21 protein-coding genes are annotated in these 22,053 nt (G+C 56.1%); all 21 read right to left on the bottom strand.

Translation table 11 applies throughout. The annotated features are described in order from the left end of the window. Positions 1-117: 117 nt before the first annotated feature. Positions 118-1,170, bottom strand: a complete 1,053-nt coding sequence (locus tag HGO40_RS02540; protein WP_250961749.1) for a zinc-dependent alcohol dehydrogenase family protein — start codon at positions 1,168-1,170, stop codon at positions 118-120. A gap of 46 nt (positions 1,171-1,216) precedes the next feature. After that, entirely contained in the window at positions 1,217-1,759 is a 543-nt protein-coding gene (locus HGO40_RS02535) for a nuclear transport factor 2 family protein (protein WP_250961748.1), read from the bottom strand. 67 nt (positions 1,760-1,826) lie between these two features. Then, complete coding sequence (locus HGO40_RS02530; RefSeq protein WP_250961747.1) at positions 1,827-2,948, bottom strand: acyl-CoA dehydrogenase family protein; 1,122 nt, start codon at positions 2,946-2,948, stop codon at positions 1,827-1,829. 9 nt (positions 2,949-2,957) lie between these two features. After that, complete coding sequence (locus tag HGO40_RS02525; RefSeq protein WP_250961746.1) at positions 2,958-4,184, bottom strand: acyl-CoA dehydrogenase family protein; 1,227 nt, start codon at positions 4,182-4,184, stop codon at positions 2,958-2,960. Between the two features lie 40 nt (positions 4,185-4,224). After that, positions 4,225-5,004: an enoyl-CoA hydratase/isomerase family protein gene (locus tag HGO40_RS02520; protein ID WP_250961745.1), complete on the bottom strand. Its 780-nt coding sequence runs from the start codon at positions 5,002-5,004 to the stop codon at positions 4,225-4,227. Positions 5,005-5,019: 15 nt separating this feature from the next. Further along, a complete protein-coding gene (locus tag HGO40_RS02515) occupies positions 5,020-5,910 on the bottom strand; it encodes a crotonase/enoyl-CoA hydratase family protein (RefSeq protein WP_250961744.1) in 891 nt (296 codons plus the stop codon). Between the two features lie 26 nt (positions 5,911-5,936). Then, the gene (locus tag HGO40_RS02510) at positions 5,937-7,472 is read right to left on the bottom strand and encodes a class I adenylate-forming enzyme family protein (protein ID WP_250961743.1); all 1,536 of its coding nucleotides are present in this window, start codon (positions 7,470-7,472) and stop codon (positions 5,937-5,939) included. A gap of 187 nt (positions 7,473-7,659) precedes the next feature. After that, a complete protein-coding gene (locus HGO40_RS02505) occupies positions 7,660-8,442 on the bottom strand; it encodes a 2-oxo acid dehydrogenase subunit E2 (protein WP_250961742.1) in 783 nt (260 codons plus the stop codon). Positions 8,443-8,472: 30 nt separating this feature from the next. After that, a complete protein-coding gene (locus tag HGO40_RS02500) occupies positions 8,473-8,703 on the bottom strand; it encodes a biotin/lipoyl-containing protein (RefSeq protein ID WP_250961741.1) in 231 nt (76 codons plus the stop codon). 23 nt (positions 8,704-8,726) lie between these two features. Next, the gene (locus HGO40_RS02495) at positions 8,727-9,722 is read right to left on the bottom strand and encodes an alpha-ketoacid dehydrogenase subunit beta (RefSeq protein ID WP_250961740.1); all 996 of its coding nucleotides are present in this window, start codon (positions 9,720-9,722) and stop codon (positions 8,727-8,729) included. Then, positions 9,719-10,702 carry a thiamine pyrophosphate-dependent dehydrogenase E1 component subunit alpha gene (locus tag HGO40_RS02490; RefSeq protein ID WP_250961739.1) on the bottom strand — a complete coding sequence of 328 codons (984 nt, stop codon included), beginning with the start codon at positions 10,700-10,702 and terminating at the stop codon, positions 9,719-9,721. The genes HGO40_RS02495 and HGO40_RS02490 overlap by 4 nt, the downstream gene beginning before the upstream one ends. Before the next feature lie 34 nt (positions 10,703-10,736). Continuing rightward, positions 10,737-12,443 (bottom strand): FAD-binding protein, encoded by a 1,707-nt coding sequence (locus HGO40_RS02485; protein WP_250961738.1) that lies wholly within the window; start codon positions 12,441-12,443, stop codon positions 10,737-10,739. Next, positions 12,440-13,006, bottom strand: a complete 567-nt coding sequence (locus HGO40_RS02480) for an SRPBCC family protein (RefSeq protein ID WP_250961737.1) — start codon at positions 13,004-13,006, stop codon at positions 12,440-12,442. Before HGO40_RS02480 ends, HGO40_RS02485 begins: the two co-directional genes overlap by 4 nt. Before the next feature lie 96 nt (positions 13,007-13,102). Further along, a complete protein-coding gene (locus tag HGO40_RS02475) occupies positions 13,103-13,801 on the bottom strand; it encodes an aromatic ring-hydroxylating oxygenase subunit alpha (protein ID WP_250961736.1) in 699 nt (232 codons plus the stop codon). A 231-nt stretch (positions 13,802-14,032) separates the two neighbouring features. Continuing rightward, the gene (locus tag HGO40_RS02470) at positions 14,033-15,565 is read right to left on the bottom strand and encodes a class I adenylate-forming enzyme family protein (RefSeq protein WP_250961735.1); all 1,533 of its coding nucleotides are present in this window, start codon (positions 15,563-15,565) and stop codon (positions 14,033-14,035) included. A gap of 38 nt (positions 15,566-15,603) precedes the next feature. Next, positions 15,604-16,386, bottom strand: coding sequence for a glucose 1-dehydrogenase (locus HGO40_RS02465; protein WP_250961734.1), 783 nt, complete (start codon positions 16,384-16,386; stop codon positions 15,604-15,606). Positions 16,387-16,496: 110 nt separating this feature from the next. Beyond that, the gene (locus HGO40_RS02460) at positions 16,497-17,426 is read right to left on the bottom strand and encodes an electron transfer flavoprotein subunit alpha/FixB family protein (RefSeq protein ID WP_250961733.1); all 930 of its coding nucleotides are present in this window, start codon (positions 17,424-17,426) and stop codon (positions 16,497-16,499) included. A 1-nt stretch (position 17,427) separates the two neighbouring features. Then, positions 17,428-18,177, bottom strand: coding sequence for an electron transfer flavoprotein subunit beta/FixA family protein (locus tag HGO40_RS02455; protein WP_250961732.1), 750 nt, complete (start codon positions 18,175-18,177; stop codon positions 17,428-17,430). A gap of 597 nt (positions 18,178-18,774) precedes the next feature. Then, complete coding sequence (locus HGO40_RS02450) at positions 18,775-19,641, bottom strand: alpha/beta fold hydrolase (protein WP_250961731.1); 867 nt, start codon at positions 19,639-19,641, stop codon at positions 18,775-18,777. Then, on the bottom strand, positions 19,642-20,772 hold the full coding sequence (locus HGO40_RS02445) for an acyl-CoA dehydrogenase family protein (RefSeq protein WP_250961730.1): 1,131 nt from the start codon (positions 20,770-20,772) through the stop codon (positions 19,642-19,644). An 80-nt stretch (positions 20,773-20,852) separates the two neighbouring features. Then, the gene (locus tag HGO40_RS02440) at positions 20,853-22,049 is read right to left on the bottom strand and encodes an acyl-CoA dehydrogenase family protein (RefSeq protein ID WP_250961729.1); all 1,197 of its coding nucleotides are present in this window, start codon (positions 22,047-22,049) and stop codon (positions 20,853-20,855) included. Between the last annotated feature and the right edge of the window lie 4 nt (positions 22,050-22,053).

Genomic DNA, 22,053 nt, shown 5'->3' with positions numbered 1-22,053 from the left:
GCGTTGCGCCAATGGATATCTGATGAAGAAAGAGGGATCTGGAAGCGCACCCGCCCCGATCATTGACGGGCAGAAATGGCTCGCGCTTGCGACGCCAAAGGCTACGGAGACGGGACGTCAATTAATACGAATCACGACCTTACCGACGTGTTTGCGCTGCTGGAGATGGGTGAATGCTTCAGGCGCATTATCGAAATCGAACACCTGGTCAATCACCGGCCGTAACCGGTGCAGGGCAATCGCTCTATTCATCTGCTCGAACTGTTCGCGATGCCCCACGCGGATAGTATTGATACTCAGACCACGGTAGAAAAAGCCTTCACTGAATCCCGGACTCCCCGTTAACAAACCCACCATACTCACCCGCCCACCGACACGTGTGGCCTGAACCGATCGCTCGACGGTATCGCCACCCCCGACCTCCACGGTCAGGTCAACCCCTTGGCCACCCGTGCACGCCAGTACCTGCTTGTGCCAGTCGGTATGGACGCGATAATCAATCAAATGATCAGCCCCCAACTGGCGCAAGCGCGAGAGCTTCTCAGGACTTGAAGAGAGCGCAACCACCTCTGCGCCAAACAGTTTCGCCAACTGCAATGCGAATACCGACACCCCTCCGGTTCCTTGCACTAAGACTCGCTGTCCCGGCAACAAGACGCCATGCGCACAGAGCGCCGACCAAGCGGTGAGCGCAGCGCAGGGTAAGGTCGAGGCCTCTTCGAACGACAGGTGTTGCGGGACCACTACTACTTCGTCCTGTGACACACAGGCGTACTCGCTCAATGTCCCGTCGACCGAGCCACCGCGGCCCAGTATGGCCAGTCCCTGAGGCTGCTCACCTGCGATCCAGTGAGGGTGAAATGTCAATGCTACGCGGTCGCCTGTCCCGACCCGGAGCACGCCCTCACCCACCGCGACCACTTCTCCGGCGCCATCGGAACAAGGCACGAGATCGGGTTTACACATTTGCTGATAGTGTCCAGCGAGGATCAGCAGTTCACGGAAATTCAAGGCGGCGGCGCGCATCCTGACCAGCACCTGCCCAGGCCCCGGCGGCTTGGGTGCGTCGGTTTCGCGCAGGCACAAACCGTCAATACCACCATAGTGATCGATAAAATATGAACGCATGAAGACTCCAGATTCATGGGTGAGGATGACCAGCCAAGTCACCCTCACTCAGCCCTATTCACATCTCGGGTTCGATTCGTAACGAGATTCAGGTCGTTTGCCGAGGGGTCAATGGACGTTGCCAGGAGACATCGTCAGTCGAGCGCGTGCTGACGGCATTACCCATCTGGACTTTTCGGAATGCCTCGGGCAACTCAGTGGCATCAATCGAGTTGACACTTTCAGTGACGCAAACACGAGCAGCAATGGCCCAGCGCCCGTCGCGTCGTTCAAAACGATCGATATAGCGCCCCACGGCAAAAGTGTCAGGTTTGACGCGATTCTCACCGAAGAACAACCAGTAGGTTTCGCAGTGCGCGGTATCACCCTGGATGTCAGCGCTGTGGTTGGTAATCATGTGATGATGTGAAAGCTGGTATTCGGTGTGATAGGCAAACGCCCAATCGATGAACGAATCACGATCTCCCACGAAACTGCCATGATCGTCGATGGCATCGACGTGGTAGACCGAACGCAGCAATTCACGGTCGAAACGGTCGACGGCCCGGCAGTAGCGGGTGACACAATCATGGATGTCCTGGCGATCCGCCAATTCCTGAACCTTCGCAAGCAACCCTTCGGGCTTGATCATGAGCAGTGCCTCCAACGTTGTTTTTATGGGCAAACCCGCGAATTCCTAAGAATTCGCGCAGCCATCATCAGCCTATGGCTGAGAATCGCGTCAGGTGGTAGTCGATATCGCCGAACTGCTTTTCCAGTAGCGTCATCAGGCGGAAGTAATGTCCCACTTGATATTCTTCGGTCATGCCGATGGCGCCATGCAACTGGACACCTTGAGCGCAAACGAAACGTCCGGATTTGCCGGCGGCCGCCTTGGCCGCCGAAACCGCCTTGCGCCGCTCTTCCGGGGACTTTTCCAGGTAGGCCATGCCTCGATAGAGGATCGAGCGCGTGTGCTGCGCCTCGACGAACATTTCCGCCATGCGGTGTTGCAACGCCTGGAATTTTCCGATCGGCTGACCGAACTGCGTGCGGGTCTTGATGTAGTCGGCGGTCAGGTCCATCACGCCTTGCATCACCCCGACAACCTGCGCAACGACTGCCAGCGCGGCACGGTCGTGGGCTTCGTCGAGCACTGTCCGACTATTGCGGGGAGCAATCAACAATGCCGATGCCGCCAGCTCTACGTCCTTGAAACGGACATCAGCCGCTCGGGAGCTATCGACCAGTCTGTAACTGTCCAGGCTCACTCCGGCGGCTTCGCGGTCGACCACAAAGACTGCAGGCTCGGTCGCATCATCCAGACTTGCGGTCACCAACAGCTTGTCCGCCGAAGGCGCACCCGATACCAGGGTTTTCAGACCATTGAGCCGATACCCACCGGGGGTCTTTTCAGCAAACGTCTGCTGGGTGCAGCCCACCGCAAAACGTGAGCCGTTTTCCATGTCGGCGAATGCCAGTAACAGACTGCCCTGAATCAGCGCCGGGAGCAGCGCTTGTCGCTGCTGATCATTGCCCGAACGATCGATTATTCGGGCGCACAGTACGGCGGTGGAGACAAAGGGTTCAAGAACCAGCCCACGGCCGAAGGCCTCGAGCACGATAGACGTTTCCGCAAATGAACATTCGAGGCCACCGACATCCTCGGGCAAGTTCAACGCCAGCCAGCCCAGGTCAGCGAACTGCTGCCAATGCTTGCGGCTGAAGCTTTCACCGTGACTGGCCTGCTGACGACGTTCTTCGAAGCCGTAGTCATCCTTGATAAAACGCTCCACGCCATCGCGCAGCATCATTTGCTCATCAGAGAGATTGAAATCCATGGTGCGTCCTCAAAGACCGAATGCGAGTTTTGCGATAATGTTTTTCTGCACTTCTCGCGCACCGCCGTAAATGGTCGATGCCCGTTGAAAGAAGTACATGTTGCTGCGTCCCGGCACATAACCTGGCCACAGCTCATCCAGTTCACCGCCCTCTGCATGCTCATGCGTTTTGCGGTTCGGACCATGATCGTAAAAACGCAATGCCCGTGGCCCGAGGGCATCGATCTGCAATTCGGTGACTTGCTGCTGCAACTCTGAACCGCGAACTTTCAGGGTCGAAACCACGGCATCAAGGTTATCCCTCATGTTTTCCTTCGCCAGAATTCGCAGCACCGACCACTCAAGCCCAAGGATGTCGGCTTCGATGGCCGCGACTCGACGACTGAATGCTGGAGTGTCCAACAGCGATACGCCGTCGACCATTTCTGCCCGCGCTATGTTCTTGGCCTTTTCAAGCTCGCGCTTGTTGAAATAAATAAAGGCGCTCGACGTCCTTTCCTTTTCCAACAGGTATTTGGCATAAGTCCAACCCATACCCGGCTCCCCCACCAATTGCTCTTTGGGAACCTGAACGTTCTCCAGAAACAGTTCAGCCAGTCCGTCACCGCCATCGATAGAGACAATGTTGCGCACAGTGATTCCCGGGCTTTTCATGTCGATCAGCAGGAAGGAAATACCTCGTTGAGGTTTGACCGTGGAATCGGTGCGGACCAGGAAAAAACCCCAGTCCGCAAGTTTCGCATCACTGGTCCAGATCTTCTGGCCGTTGACGACATAGTGGGTCCCTTGCTCATTCAGTTCGGCACGCGTCCTGAGACTGGCCAGATCTGAACCGGCATTGGGCTCGGAAAAGCCCTGGCACCAAAACACATCCCCGGCGAGCAACGGCGGCAAGAACGTGTCTTGCTGCCATTTATTGCCAAAGGCGATGACCACGGGAGCCATCATGTGGGTGCCTTGCCATCCATAATCGAGGCCATCGGCATTGACCAACTCTTCCAGAAAAATGTGTTTGCGGATCGACGACCAATCAGTGCCGCCAAATTCCTTGGGCCAGTGCGGAGCCCCCCAACCACGGGCATGTAAGGTTTGTTGCCACTGACGGATCACTTCACGCGGTGGCGGGTGCGCACCTTCAAAGGCATTGCGGGCTACTTCAGGACTGACTTTTTCCTTGAAGAACTCACGAACTTCCAGTCGAAACGCTTCATCTTCAGGGCTGAATTCGAAATGCATGGTAAAACCTCTATCACGTAGAACGTCCGGGACGCAGGGCTTAATGCCCCTTGAAATCAGGTTTGCGCTTTTCCTTGAAGGCCTGGCGTCCCTCGGTGGCATCCGCAGAATTCACCGCAAGGGCTACCGCGTTCAACTCAAGCGCCAGGTAAGCTTCAAAATTGCCGGAAGTCGCTCGAAACAGTTGCTTCGCCAGGCCAATCGAAAAGGTCGGGCCAGCGGCTAACTCCTCTGCCAGGCTTTGCGCCGTGGACATCAGTTGCTCGTCTTCGACGACCTTACTCGCCAGCCCCGCTTCGAAGGCCTCATGACCTGTCAGGGTGCGATTGAGGTACATGATCTCCTTGGCCCGGTACTCACCGCACAGACGCGCCAGCAAGTGCAACATGCCGCCCTCGGGAATGGTGGCGCGGGACAGGAACGCCGGAATGAATTTGGTAGTCTCTGACGCAATCAAATGGTCGGCACACATCGCGAATGACCAAGCGATGCCCACTGTGGCACCGCGCACGGCGCAGACCACGGGCTTGTTCAAGTTGTAGAGTTTGAGCGAGACCTGCTGATAAGGCACCAATGAGCGTCGGGCATGGCTAACGCTCATCTGGGCAGGGGCTGCGCCCGATCCCTTGACATCGGCTCCGGCACAGAACGCCCGACCTGCCCCGGTGAAAATCAATGCGCGGATTTGCGGGTCGCTCTCGACCCGATCAAGATGCTGGATAAGCATTTCCAGCATCTGCGGTGTCAATGCGTTCAAGCTGTCCGGGCGATTAAGGGTCAAGGGCGCGACCCCGCCGCGGACTGTCAGTTCGACATCCATCCGATCTTCCCTCTGTTATTTTTCGCCACGGGCATACAGCTTGATCATTCCATCGCCGAACGGCTCGTCACGACGCTTGAGGGCATCCTTCAATCCAAGATCCTGCATGTCCTTCTTGAATTGCGTGCGTCGTGGGCCATCACACAAATGAGCGCGTGAATCGTTCTCCACAGCCAAACGTTGCAAGGTCTTGGCACCGGCGAGTTCCAGGCCGAGGTTGACGATGCGTTTGTTCGCCGCAAGGAGATCCGCATCGACAAACGAAAGGCGTCGGGCCAGTTCATCAACTGCAGCGTCCAACTCCTGCGCTGGCACGGCATCCAGAACAAGCCCAAGCTTGGCGGCGTCCCGACCCCAAAGAGAGTCACCAGTCAACAGCATGCGTTTGGCCCACTGCGGCCCCAGGTGGTAAAGCCACATGTGTGCAGGTGGCGAGCCATTGGCGCGGGTGGCAGGAAAGCCTATCTTCGCATCGTCTGCGGCAATGACCATGTCACAGGCCAGGGCTAAATCTGTGCCCCCCGCCAGACAGTTACCGTGCACGCGGGCAATGATGGGTTTGTGGATTTCGGAGAACAGGTTGACGGTTTCGTTCTGGCGCTCCATCGACCAGCAGTCGTCATCGAAGTTTTTCTGCGTACCGCGGTACTCCGTCGGATCGGCTCCATTCAGGTCGCCATAGGTCGTGACAAGATCGTAGCCCGCACAGAAGTCTTTCCCTGCGCCTTGCAGGATGATTACGTTGACCGACTTCAAATCGTCGGCCTCCAACAACGCCTGCTTCAATTCGCGCAACAGGATGTTGTTGATCGCGTTGCGCTTCTCTGGACGATTGAGCGTAATGCGTGCAATACGATCCGACACCTCGAGCGTTACGCATTCACTGGATTGCAACCACTTGCCCATGTTCTTTCCTCTTCGCCCGATAAGCGTCAGATGCCGCGTTGGCGTTCGCGCAAAGCGACCTTATTGATCTTGCCGGTGGCCATGCGCGGAAGCTCATCGACGAACTCCACGACTTTGGGGCACTTGTAGCTGGCCAACACCACCTTGCAGTGAGCGATCAGTTCCAGCTCTTTGAGCTCTACACCCGGGATGCGGACCACGATCGCTTTGACTGAATCACCCCAGCGAGGATCGGCAATCCCGATCACCGCCGACTCCTTCACCCAAGGATGCAGCTCCAAGGCCACTTCGACCTCCCGACTGTAGATATTCTCGCCGCCGGAAATAATCATGTCTTTCTTGCGGTCGACCAGGAAAACGAAGCCCTGATCATCCTGATACCCCATGTCGCCGCTGTGGTACCAGCCATCACGCAACGCCTCGATGGTGGCCACCGAGTTGTTCCAGTAGGCACTGAGCTGAGTTTCAGAGCGAAGCAAAACCTCGCCGGGCATGCCGGTCGGGCAGTCCTGGCCCTGTTCATCGACGATCCGCAACTCAATGCCTGGACATGCATGGCCAACTGACTCCAACCGATGCACTTGCTCGGGTGTTCCGTCAGGATTGACTTCATGGCGCTGCAAGACACAGGCGTTGCTTTCAGTCATGCCGTACTGCAAGGAAAAAATCGGGCCCAGTAACGCAATGGCACGTTTAAGCAGCGGAACAGGAATCGGAGCCGCCGCCGACACCACATGTTCAAGACTGCTCAGATCAAAATCAGCGACATCGGGCACATCCAGTACCGCCTGAAGCATGGCAGCGACCAGAAAGGTGAAAGTCGCCTTCTCTTCTTGCACCGCCAATAACAGCGCCCGGGGTTCAAAACCCTGATGGATGAGCGTGGAACCTCCCACCCAAGCGGCTGCGTTGACGAATCCGATTCCACCGATATGGAACGCCGGCGTCGTCTGCAAGACACGAGTGGAACCCTTGAACTCCGTCATCAATGCACAGCTGTCAGCGGTAGCACACATGGCATGATGGGTGCGTACCACGCCTTTTGGCTTTCCTGTCGTACCGCTGGTGTACATCAGATAGGCGTAATCGTCTGCAGCGGCGCGAATGGGAGGACCGTCGACATGGCCGTTCTCAATCGCACGTTCAAATGGCTCAGCCCATTCGGGACTCACACCAATACAGATGAAATGCTCGATACTCGGCAGGTCAATGCGCAGTTGATCAATCAGGTCCGCGTACTGCGACTCGAAGACCAGCGCCTTGGGCGAAGCATCCTGCAGGATATAAAGAACTTCCCGCGGCGCCAGTCGGAAATTGACAGTCGCGGCAATGAACCCTGCCCACTCACAGGCCCGATAGGTTTCGTAGTACTCGACGCAATTCATTGACAGAATGGCTACACGATCCTGCCGACGTAACCCCAAGCCATACAGATGGCTCGACATACGCTTGGCACGCTCCGCGAGTTGCCGGTTGGTAACTCTGCGGGACGTGGAAATAAGTGCTTCGGCGTCAGGGAAGTACCGTGCATTTCGCTCGATCATCTCACCGAGTGTTTTCATCGAAATTCCGTCATTATTGTCAGGTTTTATTAAACGGATTAGACCGTCGTCAGGCGACGACTCACAAGTCTTCAGGATCGGGATCGGCTCACTCAGCGTATTGCTGAAATGCTACCCCTCGTACCCAATAAATGTGTGTCCAGCTGCTGGGTTAATGAACGGCGAAAAGTTGATAGATCTCGCGCTATCAACTTTCCAGCGCAGTAACATCACCAAGCAACTGCGCCAGCTTTGCAGTGAAACGGGCGGCATCAGCACCATTGACTACGCGGTGGTCATAACTCAGTGACAGTGGCAGTGTCAGCCGCCAGTCGATACCCTCTCCAGCGCCGCGTCGGGGTTTTTCCTGCGATCGAGTGACACCAAGAATCGCCACTTCAGGTGCATTTACGATGGGGGTAAAAGAGGTCCCGCCAAAACTGCCAAGCGAGCTGATAGTGAAACAGCCGCCAGACATTTCAGCCATCGACAACCCCTTGTCCCTCGCCTTGGTGGTAATGGCCTGCAACTCGCAAGCAATATCGGAGATGCTCTTCTGATCGCAGTTACGCAGTACCGGCACTAACAACCCAAAGCGGGTATCCACCGCCACACCAATGTGGAAGTACTTCTTGAGCACCAGATTTTTTCCGGTTCCATCTAGGGACGCATTGAACTGCGGGAACGCCTGCAGTGCCGAAACTGCCGCCTTGATCAAATAGGGCAACAACGTCAGCTTGACCGTTGCGCCGACCTGGTTACGAGCTTTGCGGCTCAACTCCAGTTCGCTGATATCAGCCTCGTCATTATGAGTAACGTGTGGAATCATCACCCAGTTACGCGACATATACTGCGCGGTCAGTTTCTGCACCCTGGACAGCGGCTTGCTTTCGACTTCGCCGAATTCGCTGAAGTCAACCTGCGGCCACCGCGGCAGATCGCTGCCGAACACGACTGGCTTGTGTGCTTCTACCAACGTTTCACCGCTCATCAGACTTTCCCCTGTAGCGCCGAACCCGGCTTAAACGATTTCGGCCAGCACCGCACCGACTTCATAGACTTCGCCCGCCTGGGCAATAATTTTCAATGTGCCGCTGATCGGTGCTTCAATTTCCTGAACTGACTTGTCACTTTCCAACGCGTAAAGCGCTTCACCTTCTTTAACGCTTGCGCCATCGGCAATCAACCATTCGCTGAGGGTGCCTTCATTCATTGAAAAACCGAGCTTGGGCATAAGAACTTGTGTAGTCATTGCGGTGTATTCCTAATGAATGTTCATTTCAAAGTGGCACGAATGGCCGCTTCGATCTGCTCCAGGCCAGGTACGTAAGCGTCCTCGAGCGGTTTAGAAAAGGGCACAGGAGAGAAGTGCGAACCCACCCTTTGCACTGGCGCCTTGAGTTGCGCAAACAGTGACTCATAAATCCTCGACGCGATTTCTGCGCCCACTCCAAACGGTTTGACGGCTTCGTGAACAATGACCGCCCGACCGGTTTTGGCCACCGAGGCCAGAATGGTGTCAGTGTCCATCGGCGCGATCGTGCGCAAGTCGATCAGCTCCACCGAGATGCCTTGCTCCGCCAGTTTATGAACCACTGCGCTGGCTTCCAGGACGCGTCGGCTATAGGTGATCAATGTGACGTCCGTGCCCTCACGCAAGATGTTGGCTTTGCCTAGGGGGATTTTCTTGCCGCGCTCTGGCGCCTCGCCCGGCGTCCAATACGTGGGCATGTTCTCGATGAAAAGCACAGGGTCGTCGTCCTCGATGGCCGAGAGCATCAGTCCGTAAGCGTCAGCCGGGCTGGAAGGTGCGACCACCTTGATCCCCGCGGTGTGGGCAAACCATGCTTCGAGATAGTCGGCGTGTTGACCACCGGTACCAAAACCGGCTCCTGTCATCGTCCGAATGACCATTGGCACGTGGGTTTGACCACCCGACATGAAACGCAGTTTGGCGGCGTGATTGACGATCATGTCCATCGCTACTGTGGTGAAGTTCATCAGCATGATTTCGGCCACCGGGCGCATGCCGACAATCGAAGCGCCAATCGCCGCGCCGATAATTGCCTGTTCGGAAATGGGTGTGGAACGCACACGCGAGTCCCCATACTTGGTCGACAGGCCGCGCGTGACACCAACGATCCCGCCCTCCTCTTTGTCTCCCACGTCTTCGCCAAGAACGATGACATTCACATCGGCTGCCATGGCGTCATCCAGTGCGAGATTGACCGCCTGGATCGTATTCATCTTGACGTCTGTTTTCTGGTTCATGCGCTCACCTCATCCTTGAAAATATCGCGATTCAACTCAGCGACTTCTGGATATGGGCTGGACAATGTGAATTCGAGGGCTTCGTCGATATCAAGCTCGATTGCCGCTTCGAGTGTGGACAACTGGTCTTCGCTGGCATTTCCCGTAGAGATCAACCATGCGCGAAAAAGCGGCACCGGATCCTTGGCAATCCAGGCATCTTTTTCACCCTTGTCCATGTAGGCATCCGCATCCCCGAACACATGCCCGTGGAAGCGGAAAGTCTTCGCTTCGATGAGTGTCGGACCACCGCCATTACGAGCACGCTCGATAGCTTCCCTGGCGCAGTTATACATCGCGACAGGATCGTTCCCGTCCACCGTTACACCAGGCATTCCGTAACCGGCAGCACGCATGGAGATATTCGCTACCGAGGTGCTATTAGCGTATTTGGTATGTTCGCCATAACCATTGTTCTGACAGACGAAGACCACTGGAAGCTTCCATACCGAGGCCAGGTTGAGCGACTCATGGAAAGCGCCAATATTGCTCGCACCATCACCGAAGTAAGCAACCGATACGCGCTTTTCACCGCGAATCTGCGCGGCCAGGGCCAAACCATTGGCAATCGGCATCGAGCTGCCGACGATGCCGGTTGTGACCATTACGCCAGTGCCCGGATGCGTCACATGCATCGGCCCGCCTTTGCCCTTGCAGGTACCGGTGGCGCGACCACCGAACTCAGCCCACAGGTCTTTCAACGGAATACCCTTGGCGATCATGTCGTGCACACCACGATAGATCGTGCAGATGTAATCCTCGTCGGTCAGATTGGCTGAGACTGCAGAAGGAATAACTTCCTGCCCCCGGGGTGAGTAATACGGCATCACCAGCTTGCCGGACTTGATGACCGCGCGAAAACGCTCGTCGTTTTGTTTGATGCGAGCCATACGCTGGTAGATGCCCACCAGCGTCCCACTGTCTGGAACTGCGCCTGTCATGATGTGAACTCCGTTGAAGCCTTAGGGATTCGGGTTACCAGATTTTTTCCACGCCCGCCGAATGCTGCGCGGCGATGTAGGCAAAAGTGAACGATGCGGCAATGCTGGTGCCAGCGCCGGGATAGCAACGCCCTGTGACACCGGCTGTTGAGTTGCCGGTCGCATACAGGCCTTGGATGGTGCTGCCGTCATCCCTGAGCACCCGGGCAAATTCATCGGTCACCAATCCACCGGCGGTACCGACGTCTCCGGGGTACATGCGCACGGCGTAAAACGGACCTGCTTCGATACTGCCCAGATTCGGGTTAGGCGTAACAGTCGGATCTCCATGGCATCGGTCGAATGCCCGCGAGCCTCGCCCATAATCTAGATCGACGCCGCTGCTGCAAAAGCTGTTGAAGCGTTTAACCGTTGCGAGCAACCCTGTTGGATCGATGCTGCATTTGGCCGCCAACTCTTGGAGGGTATCGGCTTTGATCATGTAACCGCTGTCCAGCCACTGCTGGGGAATTTGCCCAGGCATTGCAGTGCCCCACGGGTAGAATTTGCGCTGACGGCTGTCCATCACAACCCAGGCAGGGATGGCTTTGCCGGTTTGCGCCTGGCGACGGTACATGCGCTGCCCAATTTCCATGTAGGCCCCCGCCTCGTCACAGAAGCGGATGCCGTCCTGATCAACCATGATTGAATAAGGCAGCGACAAATCCAGGTGATGCATGAACGGCAAAGGCACACCATTGGCGGTGACTGCTCCTTCGGGCAGGCTCTCGTCAGGGCCGAGGGATGTCACTACCCACCAGGCCTCATCCATGCAATCCACGGCAGCGCCCAGCGCTATGGCGGCCTGGATGATTTCTCCAGTATCACCGGGGTTGGCGTTGGTCCATTTCGCTGAAGAAGGCTGCGGCTGATATTGTTTACGCATGTCCGCATTGCGCGAAAAACCGCCGACATTGATCAGCACCCCGTCGCGCCCCTGAATGCGAATTGACCTACCGTCGCGCATCGCCACGACACCAGTGACTCGACCATCTTCAACCACGAGATCGGTGACAGGTGTATCAGTCCAGATCGGTAGATTGTTGCGCAGTGCGATTTGGAGCATGCGACCTTGAATTGCCGCGCCACCGCCGAGTAGTTTCTGGCCGAGTATTTTCTGCTTGAGCATGCGCAGGCCCAGCTGCATGGCTTTTCTCTTGCCAGCCCAGGTGCGCTTCATCAAAAACAGTGTGGGATACTCATGACTCGTGGCAGGAATATCAGGCCCCAAATAACGCGAAAGTTTAGATGCCCAGTCACCCAGCTCCCGAATGTTGAAAAGCTTGGCGATCAGCGAGCGACCACGCGGCTCACCTCCTGGCAACTCGTCGTAGTAGTCCGACCAGCCATCGGCATACTCAAATGCCATACCATTGCGCTCGAGGAAATCGACCATTATCGGCCCGGTCCTGAGGAAGGCCTCACGACGAATCGGTGAAGTCGACGGCCCCTCATAGGTCACCGTACTGTCAAGGTAAAGACGAGCGCGCTCATAGGAGTCATCGACGCCATGACGTTTCATGACCGCATTGTTGGGCACCCACCAAACACCGCCGGAATAGCCGGTAGACCCCCCGATTTTGTCCAGTTTCTCGATGATCAATGCCTTTTTACCGAGCTGCTGCGCGATCAGCGCAGCGCACATCGAACCGCCACCGCTGCCCACGATCACCAAGTCATAACTTTCTTGCCAATCGCTCATCGCGAAGACTCCGTAGCGTTCACGTATTCGTGCAACTCACGATGAAAGTTTGAGATCGATGTTTCTTGCAGCGGATTTGTCCGTGCACCGACAAAGCCGCGGGATTTCATTCCCTGCTGCACCTGCCCCATATTCACGAAGTCCTGACTGAGGATCAGTCCGAACTTCTCTACGGTGTCGGTTTTCCAGTCGTCTACACCGTGATAGAACTCGCGATTGATTGCCGGCTCGGCACCTGGGGCGTAACGCTTGAGCGACCAAATATCAAAAAGGCAGGAATCCGGGTTATCGCCATCCGGACGAGCGCGATAAAACAGCGCGCCGTCCGGATACAGCAGAAAGACCAGGTTAGGGAAGACGTGCCAGTCAGTACCTGCCTTCGCCATCTGTTCGAAAGAAATATCCGGCCAACCTGCACCGTCGGCGATAGCCGCTTCACGCTGGAATTCCATCGCCTTGCCGAGAACCAGAAATTGATCCTGGGTAGGCTCAAGCTCAGTCATCACACGCTTGGTGGCTTCATTGTCACGATCGGTGAAAATGGCTTTCAACTGATCTTCCATCAGTTGATAGAACCGCACCAACCCTGGGCGAATGTCCTCTGGAATCGGCTTGCCAGTTCGTGATGAAGGAGTACCGGGTAGGCGCGTGGCGGTCGATTAGCCGAACATGCCGTGTTTGCCAAAGGCGAAACTGCGAGTGACGTCATCACCTTGAGTATCGAGAATCTGCGGGTGAGTCGCGGCGACATGGTAGCCCTCGTTGAAGGCCTCCAGTGCAACCTTCCAGTTGCACGGCAAGCGTATCGACTTGTACCAGCGGTAGCGCATTTTCTCGAATTCGAAACAGTCAGTGAATTCAGGCACAGGGGCAAGGTATTTGGCCAGAGGTTCGGCCTGCGGGTCCATGTTGATGAAAACAAACCCACCCCAGGTGTCGACCAGCACTTCCTTGAGTGCCAGGTCTTCCTTGGCCATGCTCGGGCACCCGGCCCAATCTTCCTCATCAAGAATCCGCAGCAGACTGCCATCCAGGTTCCATTGCCAACCGTGGAACGCACAGTGGAATTTGGTCGCGTGGCCGCAACCGGAGGTCAGGCGTCGCCCCCGATGCTGACAGACGTTGTAGTAAGCCTTGATTTTGTCGCCGGTCAGGCGAGTGACGATGATTGATTCGCCAATCACGTCGAAGGTCACATAGTCGCCGACATGCGGAATCTCTTCGAGCCGACAGGCAACTTGCCAGACTTTCGGCCACATACGCTCGTTTTCAAGCTGCAAAAACTGCGGCGAGATGTAGGGGCCGTGCGGTACGAAATCTACGCGAATCGGCTGGGGAGCCGTTTCATGAACAGTCATCAGACATCCTCCGGTATCAGGCAACGAACTGCCTTTTATTATTTTCGGTACAGGACTATCAATTCGAAATCTGTCAGACGCGATCCAACGGTGGTTTCACTCAGTTCCAGGCAGGTCGGACGCCGAATCCAACGCATCGTATATTCTGAACGATGTTCATAACTATAAACAGCGTGCAAAATAGTGTCAACGTCCTTAACGGGCTCCTGGCGTCATTGCTGATACCCCTGATCACACGCAGTAGAGCGCTCGCAGAACGAGCTTGTTGATCTTGCCGCTCGGCAAACGTGGCAATTCATCCACCCACACGACACTCGCAGGTTTTTTATAACGAGCGATCAGGGTGGTTGAAAACTCAATCAGCTCAGCTTCTGTGGTCGTACTGCCCGGCTTCCTTACAACAACAGCCTTGACCGTTTCTCCCCACTTCTCATGGGGCACACCAATGACGGCTACATCTATCACTTCCGGATGGTGCATCAAGGCCTGCTCGACTTCCTGGGAGTAAATATTTTCTCCACCGGAAATAATCATGTCTTTCTTGCGATCGACCAGAAACAGGAAACCCTGAGCATCCATCCAGGCCATATCACCGGTGCGCAGCCAACCATCGCGCAATGCATCGATAGTGGCGGCACTGTTATTCCAGTAAAACGCCAGGTTTGCCGGCGAGCGGATCCAGATCTCGCCAGGTGCGCCAATCGGACACGGCTGATCATGCTCATCAACGATGCGGATCTCACAGAACGTCATCGCCTGACCGATCGAACCGAGCCGGCGTACTTCTTCCTCACTGCCTTCAAGCTTATGCAGGTGGCGTGGCAATACCGTGCCAGTGGTTTCCGTCATGCCCCAGGAATTGACAAATATCTGCCCCAGCAACTCGACTCCCCGCTTGAGTACCGCCCCCGGCATTGGCGCGGCCGCATAAAGAATCGTCTCAAGGCTGGATAGATCAAAGTCGCGAATATTGGGTAAATCGAGTAACTGCTGGAGAATCGTGGGTGCCATATGAACCGTGACGATACGTTCTCGCTCGATGGTCCGCAGCACCTCCACCGGCTCGAACTTTCGGTGGAGCACCACACAGCCGGCGTGCCAGAACTCTGACAACATCATGGAAATTCCACCCGCATGGAACATGGGCATCATCACCAGAACTCTGCCGTTGGTGCGCATGTCCATGGTCGCCGACTGGTTTTGTGCCAGTGAGAGATCGCCGTGTTGCGAGCGGGCAGCGCCTTTGGGTCGTCCCGTCGTGCCGCTGGTATAAAGTAAATGGACGATATCTGCGGGCGCAGCCTGCAATCCGGCACCCTGCGGATCGCCATCAATCAGCGCTTGCTCATAGGGCTGCGCCCACGGTGGACAGTCACCAATACAGAGGTAATGTTCAATACCTGGCAGACTGCTGCGCAATGACTCAATCACCTCCGTGAACTGATCTTCGAACACCAGCACATTTGGCGCGCTGTCACTCAGGATGTAGTGCAACTCCGGAGCTGCCAGGCGGAAGTTAACCGTGGCACAAATAAAGCCTGAAAGTTGGCACGCGGCGAAAACATCAAAATACTCGTTGCAGTTCATTGCCAGGATCGCTACCCGGTCCTGGCGACGCATACCCAGACGATACAAACTTGACGCCAACCGATGGCCACGTTCGACCAACTGGCTGTAGGTTATCCGCCGATCCTGGTAAACCACCGCTTCCTGCGTCGGAAACAAGCGGGCATTGCGCTCGAGCAATTCACCTATTGTGTTCATGGCGACTCTCCAAATAACGACCCGGTCACATGCCGTACTCAGGCAACAGACACAGGCAAACAAAGGACCTCGGACACACCACCATCAACCATCAAGGCATGTCCGTTAATATATGAGCTGGCCTGACTGGACAGGAATATCGCAGCGCCTTGCAACTCCTGCGGATTGCCCCAGCGCCCCAAAGAAATATGGCTGCGGACTGTTTCCATCAATGCCGGGCTGGCTAAAACAGGCTCGGCCATGTCAGTCAGGAAGTAGCCGGGACAGATGGCATTACAACGTACCCCACTTGCTCCAAGCTCCCCCGCCAGCGATTTGGTCAAACCAATGACCCCATGCTTGCTGGCGACATAGGCTTGCAGCTTCTCGCGACCTATGCGCGAGACATACGAACCGATATTGATGATTGAACCAGATCCTTGGCGCAACATGGGTCGGGCGGCTTCACGCGCCAACAAGTACGGGACGGTCAAATTGGTCTCAAGCGTTCTTTTCCAGGCATCCAGCGAAGACTCAAGCAGCGGCTCCCAAAGGCAGATGCCGGCATTGTTGATCAAAATATCCAGACGACCATGATGGCCAATGATGGTGGGGATGGCCGCCATCACAGCCGCCTCGTCGGTCAAATCGAATGCCTGCGCGTCGGCCTGACCACCAGCGTCGCGAATCTCTTCGACCACCAGGCGAAGAGCGACTTGATCACGGGCCGCCACGACGACATGGGCACCCGCTTCAGCCAGCCCGCAGGCCATGGCTTTGCCCAAGCCGCGGGAAGCACCCGTTACCAATGCAACTTTTCCCGCCAGTGAAAAGAGCTGCATAGCGCGCTCCCCCCTGCTTTAATTATTGTTTTTATTTGCGTGTCTTATAGGCAGCTTGACGGCATTCGTCGAGGCAGCAGTTTACCCCACTGCCACCTTAGCGAAAGGCTCTACGCCAGCGCTTTCGTCAACTCGGGAACCGCTTCGAACAAATCGGCTACCAACCCATAATCAGCAACCTGAAAGATGGGTGCATCCGCATCTTTGTTGATCGCCACAATCACCTTGGAATCCTTCATCCCCGCCAAGTGCTGGATAGCTCCAGAAATACCAACCGCAACATACAACTGCGGAGCAACAATCTTCCCGGTCTGCCCCACCTGGTAATCGTTGGGCATGAAGCCAGCGTCCACTGCCGCACGCGAAGCCCCCACTGCCCCACCCAACTGGTCTGCGAGTGTCTCGAGCAATTTGAAGTTCTCGCTACTCCCCATACCACGCCCCCCCGAAACGACAATCGAAGCTGCGGCTAATTCGGGCCTGTCGGAGCGGGTCAACTGCTGACTCAAGAATTGTGAATAGGAGGACTCTGCAGCTACGGGGATTGCTTCTACCCGCGCCTGCCCGTTTTTCTGTGCAGCATCAAAGCCGGTACTGCGCACCGTGAGGACAATGACAGGGTCGACGCACTGCACCGTTGCCAGCGCATTGCCCGCATAGATGGGATGTACAAAAGTGTCACGGGACACCACCGCAATCACATCCGAGATTTGCGAACTGTCCAGTAGTGCAGCAACGCGCGGCATGAAACTTTTGCCCACGGCATTGGCGGGCGTGACGACGTGCGTGTAATCGTGGGCCAGATCCAGCACTTGAGCCGCAAGATTCTCGGGCTTGGCATGAGCATGAACGGCGCCGTCCGCATGCAAGACCTTGTTGACCCCGCTGATTTTCGCCGCTTCTTCCGCCACGCCTGCGCAACCACTTCCGGCAACCAACACATGGACGTCACCGCCGATTTGAAGGGCCGCAGTGACGGTGTTGTAAGTTGCGCCCTTGAGCGCGAAATTGTCGTGTTCAGCAATTACAAGTACGGCCATGTCAAATCACCTTCGCTTCGTTACGCAGTTTATCGATCAGCGCCGCGACATCCGTCACAATCACACCGCCTTTGCGTACCGCCGGTTCGCAGACATTCAAGATGTTGAGGCGCGGCGTCAAGTCGACGGCCAAGTCAGCCGCACTCAAAATTTCGAGGGGCTTTTTCTTGGCTTTCATGATGTTTGGTAGGGAGGCATAGCGTGGGGTGTTCAAACGCAAATCGGTGGTCACCACTGCAGGCAAGGTCAGTTTGCGGGTTTCCAGGCCACCGTCGACCTCACGGGTGACGGTGACATACTCGTCGGTCAGTTCAACTTTCGACGCGAATGTCGCTTGAGGCCAATCCAGAAGAGCAGCCGTCATCTGACCTGTCTGGCAAGCGTCGTCATCAATGGCTTGCTTGCCGAATATCAACAGCTGCGGACGTTCATTTTTACACACTGCCACGAGCGCTTTGGCGACTGCCAGAGGCTGAATCGCCAAATCGGTTTCGACCAAAATTGCCCTATCCCCACCCAGGGCCAATCCCGTTCTCAGCACGTCCTGGCAGGCTTGGGTACCAATCGACACCAATACAATCTCGGTCGCGATCCCGCTTTCCTTGAGCTTGACCGCTTCTTCCACGGCAATTTCGGCGAAAGGGGTCATGGACATCTTGAGGATGCTGAGGTCGATACCCGATCCGTCAGGCTTTACACGAGGCATGGCGTTGTAATCGAGAACCCTCTTCACGGCGACGAGCACTTTCATTGCGGACCTACCGATTCTTTGAATGACGTTCAACATAGTGAACTTCAGCCATTCGCATTGTCAATCCCGAAACGCACGACGGGGCTAGCGGATCACCTGGTTTATTACACAACTGGCGAGCACCTTGCCGATACCAGCTGCCGTGCGTCGGATGCCGCCTGCACACGACCTGCCTTGTGCTATTTATATTTGTAAACATCATTCACAAATATGAAATGATGTGGCAGCATCGGTCGAACCGCTACACCAACACCTTCGCAGGTCGCCGTAAAGACAGGCGTTGGAGTTCAAATAACACTGCCCAGACGCAGGTAGAAGACATGAAAACAATAATAACTGTATGCTTTTTGTTCATCTCGATCATCGTCATCTCGGTGGCAACCAACGAATGGCACATTGCTGAGCGTCAGGCGGCAATGAGCAAATGCCAGGCGAATCCTATCCAATGCACAATGCCTGCTGTGAGTTTCGCCTCATTGCATTGAACGCAGCCGAGGCTGAATGGATGATGGGGGAGTCTTGCCAGGCTACCGCATTTAGATAAGTGACCGATGGCACAGAAGCCCATTTGGACTGTGCCACCGTGAACGTCCTGGTTTAGGCCAAAAGTGCCCGCAATGTACTAATCAACGCGAGCGGTTGATCAAGCATTAAATGGTGATACGCGTCCGGGATGATCACTGGCCCCCGAGCGTTATTCTGCGCCGCTAACACCTCTCCGACACGCCGGGCCCTCGCTCCGTCCATAACCACGCTGTGCTCACCGCAGACCATGTCCAGCGGAACCCTGATCTCGCGCAGTAATGCTTCGCCATCTCGTTCGAAAATCGCATACGGTAAATCGGGGTCGAATTTCCACGTCCAGCCTTGCTTGGCTTTGCGCAATGAATGACGGGCGATATACGCTCGCGCCCAGTCATGCACCGGCTGTTCAGGCAGCAGACGAAATCGCTGGATAGCACTGTCGGCATCAGGGTAAAAGTGACCGCCATACTGACGCGGCGTCGCGGGCTCATCGCTGTCAATGAAGGCTACGAAGCTGTCGACAACGATCGCCCGCTCGATCAGCTCTGCAAACTTCGTGCACGCTCTAAGAACTCGAGTCCCGCCATAGCTGTGGCCGATCAGCGTCACAGGCGACAAACCCGCGTGCTCAATGACTGCACGCAGTTCGTCGACGAATGTTTCTGCACTGTAGGTCGGCCGCCATTCGCTGTCGCCCATCCCACAAAAATCCAGCGCAAAGACTCTGTAGTTCTCGCAAAAGAATGGGGCGATAAAGTCCCACCAATGGGCATGGGCTCGATAGCCATGTGCGAGCAGGATCGCCGGTTTATGCCGATCCTCCTCATTCCAAGCCAGATAATGCACGGTAAAACCATCACACTCGGTGTACCGCGATGTCGCCTTTTGGTCAACGGCATCGCTAAACCATGCCGGAGTAGGCTCGGTCCGGGCACTCACCTAGAGCATCTCACTGTAACGTTCGACATGGTGATCGCTGTCACCCCAGGTCATATCGATGCAAGTCAGTCGCTTGAAATACCACCCGACTGCCAGCTCATCGGTCATCCCCATACCGCCATGCAATTGCACCGCTTGCTGGCCGATAAAGCGCCCTGCCCGACCAATCATAGCCTTGGCGGCGGAAACTGCCTTGCGCCTCTGTTCGACGGGGCCGTCTAACGCTGAAGCGGCATACAAGGTAATGGAGCGCGATTGTTCGACATAACCCAGCATATCCGCCAGGCGATGCTGCAGGGACTGAAAGCTGCCAATCGGTTTGCCAAACTGCTTGCGGGTCTGCAGGTATTCCACGCTCAACTCGGTCAGCCTCGCCATGCAGCCCACTGCCTCGGCGCACAAGGCAAACAGGCCACGGTCAACCGCCCAATCCAGATCTTCATAACCTTGATTGGCTTCACCCAGAAGGCCCTCTGCAGCGACCTGGACATCGATTAGTTCAATCTCTGCGACACGCTGGCCGTCCAACCCTGCAAAGCCTCGAATCTTGACTCCTGCCGCCGACGCAGGCACCAGGAACAGACTGATGCCATCGCGTTCACGCTGCCCGCCCGAAGTCCGTGCGGAAACAATGAGCCAATCAGCCGAGTCTCCATGAGCCACGACGGACTTGCGCCCACTCAACACATAGCCATCGGCGTTTTTGTTCGCCGAGGTCAGGACATCGGCCAAATCAAATCGTCCCTGTGGCTCGAGTGTCGCAAATGCGGTGCGTAAATCACCGGTCGCCAATTTGCCGAGCATTTCACTCTTCTGATGTTCACTCGCGCTTCTGTCGAGCAACGCGGCACCGATCACCGCCGTGGGCATGAACGGTTCGAGCAACAGGCCTCGACCGAAGGCCTCCATGATCAATAAGGTTTCAGTCGGTGACGCCCCAAGACCTCCATGCGCTTCTGGAACATTCAATGCCAGGAGCCCGGTATCGGCCAACGCTGCCCAGTTGTCGGTTGACCAGCCTCTGTCGGTCTCCCCCAGTTTGCGACGGTCTTCAAACCCGTACTCGCGTTCAATGAAGCGGCCGACCATGTCGGTCAGCATGCGCTGCTCTTCGTTTAAAGAGAAGTCCATTGCGTTACCCTCGTTACCGATCCGTCCACGACTTCGTGCGCCATTGCGCGGGTTGAACACGTCGTGGCTGATCCGTACATTCAGAGGCCAAGAGTCAGCTTGGCGATGATGTTTTTCTGCACCTCGTTGGAGCCGCCGTAGATCGATATCTTGCGCCAGTCCAGGTAATGCGGCGCGAGTGCGTTGAGCAACTCACCATTGGCCGTGTCTACCTGAGAATCGGCATCCAACGCCTCGCCTGTGAACGGCACCGCATAGGGCCCGGCGCACTCCATGATCAGTTCAGTCAGCGTCTGCTGGATCTCCGAACCACGGATTTTCAGCAACGAGGCCTCAATGCCCTTGCCCTGCTGCTTCTGCTCCTGATCGATCAATCGCAGCAGCGACCATTCATGGGCCAGCAATTCCATTTCAATCCGGACAATCTTGTCGCGAAAGCGCAAATCCTCAATCAACGGTTTGCCGTGTTTGCTGACATTGCTGGCGATTTCCTTCAAGCGACGCATGAAACGTTTGCAGTTGCCCAAGCCCGCGATGTTGGTACGCTCGTGTCCGAGAAGGTACTTCGCGATGTTCCAGCCGCGATGCTCTTCGCCGACCAAATTTTCCACGGGGACCCTGACATTATCGAAAAACACTTCGTTGACATCGTGCCCACCGTCCAGGGTCTTGATCGGACGAACCTGAATACCCGGGGTGTTCATCTCGATCAGCAGGAACGAAATGCCCTCCTGCTGTCGTCCCGAAGAATCGGTGCGGACCAGGCAGAAAATCCAGTTCGCCCATTGGGCAAAGGAGGTCCAGATTTTCTGGCCTGTGACCTTATAAAAGTCGCCGTCTCGTTCGGCCTTACAGTTCAGGGAGGACAAATCGGAGCCCGCACCAGGTTCCGAGTAGCCTTGGCACCACCAGTCCTCCATGCTCAGGATGCGCGGTAGAAAACGATCCTGCTGGGCTGGGCTGCCGAATTTTTGCAAGACCGGAGCGACCATCGACAGGCCGAACGGCATTTGCCTCGGAGCACCGGCGCAGAAACATTCTTCGTCAAAAATGTTGCGCTGGGCCGAACTCCATCCGGCTCCACCGAAAGACACGGGCCAGGCCGGTGCGCCCCACCCTTGCGCGGCGAGGATACGCTGCCAGCGCACATAATCCTCACGAACAGGATGCTTGAAATTAAGTACCCGTTCGCGGATGTCTGCCGGCAGATTGGCCGCAACAAAATCGCGCACTTCTTGGCGGAAGGCTTTTTCTTCCGGGCTTTCGCTAAGGTTCATGGGT

The organism is Pseudomonas sp. CG7 (genome assembly GCF_023701885.1).
GTDB lineage: Bacteria > Pseudomonadota > Gammaproteobacteria > Pseudomonadales > Pseudomonadaceae > Aquipseudomonas > Aquipseudomonas zanjanensis.
Note: the sequence above shows the minus strand (reverse complement) of the source record. Positions and strands in the feature narration are given on the sequence as shown.

Excerpts from the sequence above, each read along its gene's own strand:
- HGO40_RS02535 (WP_250961748.1), bottom strand. The coding sequence starts at position 1,759 with ATGATCAAGCCCGAAGGGTTGCTTGCGAAGGTTCAGGAATTGGCGGAT.
- HGO40_RS02530 (WP_250961747.1), bottom strand. The coding sequence starts at position 2,948 with ATGGATTTCAATCTCTCTGATGAGCAAATGATGCTGCGCGATGGCGTG.
- HGO40_RS02525 (WP_250961746.1), bottom strand. The coding sequence starts at position 4,184 with ATGCATTTCGAATTCAGCCCTGAAGATGAAGCGTTTCGACTGGAAGTT.
- HGO40_RS02520 (WP_250961745.1), bottom strand. The coding sequence starts at position 5,004 with ATGGATGTCGAACTGACAGTCCGCGGCGGGGTCGCGCCCTTGACCCTT.
- HGO40_RS02515 (WP_250961744.1), bottom strand. The coding sequence starts at position 5,910 with ATGGGCAAGTGGTTGCAATCCAGTGAATGCGTAACGCTCGAGGTGTCG.
- HGO40_RS02510 (WP_250961743.1), bottom strand. The coding sequence starts at position 7,472 with ATGAAAACACTCGGTGAGATGATCGAGCGAAATGCACGGTACTTCCCT.
- HGO40_RS02505 (WP_250961742.1), bottom strand. The coding sequence starts at position 8,442 with ATGAGCGGTGAAACGTTGGTAGAAGCACACAAGCCAGTCGTGTTCGGC.
- HGO40_RS02500 (WP_250961741.1), bottom strand. The coding sequence starts at position 8,703 with ATGACTACACAAGTTCTTATGCCCAAGCTCGGTTTTTCAATGAATGAA.
- HGO40_RS02495 (WP_250961740.1), bottom strand. The coding sequence starts at position 9,722 with ATGAACCAGAAAACAGACGTCAAGATGAATACGATCCAGGCGGTCAAT.
- HGO40_RS02490 (WP_250961739.1), bottom strand. The coding sequence starts at position 10,702 with ATGACAGGCGCAGTTCCAGACAGTGGGACGCTGGTGGGCATCTACCAG.
- HGO40_RS02485 (WP_250961738.1), bottom strand. The coding sequence starts at position 12,443 with ATGAGCGATTGGCAAGAAAGTTATGACTTGGTGATCGTGGGCAGCGGT.
- HGO40_RS02480 (WP_250961737.1), bottom strand. The coding sequence starts at position 13,006 with ATGGAAGATCAGTTGAAAGCCATTTTCACCGATCGTGACAATGAAGCC.
- HGO40_RS02475 (WP_250961736.1), bottom strand. The coding sequence starts at position 13,801 with ATGACTGTTCATGAAACGGCTCCCCAGCCGATTCGCGTAGATTTCGTA.
- HGO40_RS02470 (WP_250961735.1), bottom strand. The coding sequence starts at position 15,565 with ATGAACACAATAGGTGAATTGCTCGAGCGCAATGCCCGCTTGTTTCCG.
- HGO40_RS02465 (WP_250961734.1), bottom strand. The coding sequence starts at position 16,386 with ATGCAGCTCTTTTCACTGGCGGGAAAAGTTGCATTGGTAACGGGTGCT.
- HGO40_RS02460 (WP_250961733.1), bottom strand. The coding sequence starts at position 17,426 with ATGGCCGTACTTGTAATTGCTGAACACGACAATTTCGCGCTCAAGGGC.
- HGO40_RS02455 (WP_250961732.1), bottom strand. The coding sequence starts at position 18,177 with ATGAAAGTGCTCGTCGCCGTGAAGAGGGTTCTCGATTACAACGCCATG.
- HGO40_RS02445 (WP_250961730.1), bottom strand. The coding sequence starts at position 20,772 with ATGGACTTCTCTTTAAACGAAGAGCAGCGCATGCTGACCGACATGGTC.
- HGO40_RS02440 (WP_250961729.1), bottom strand. The coding sequence starts at position 22,049 with ATGAACCTTAGCGAAAGCCCGGAAGAAAAAGCCTTCCGCCAAGAAGTG.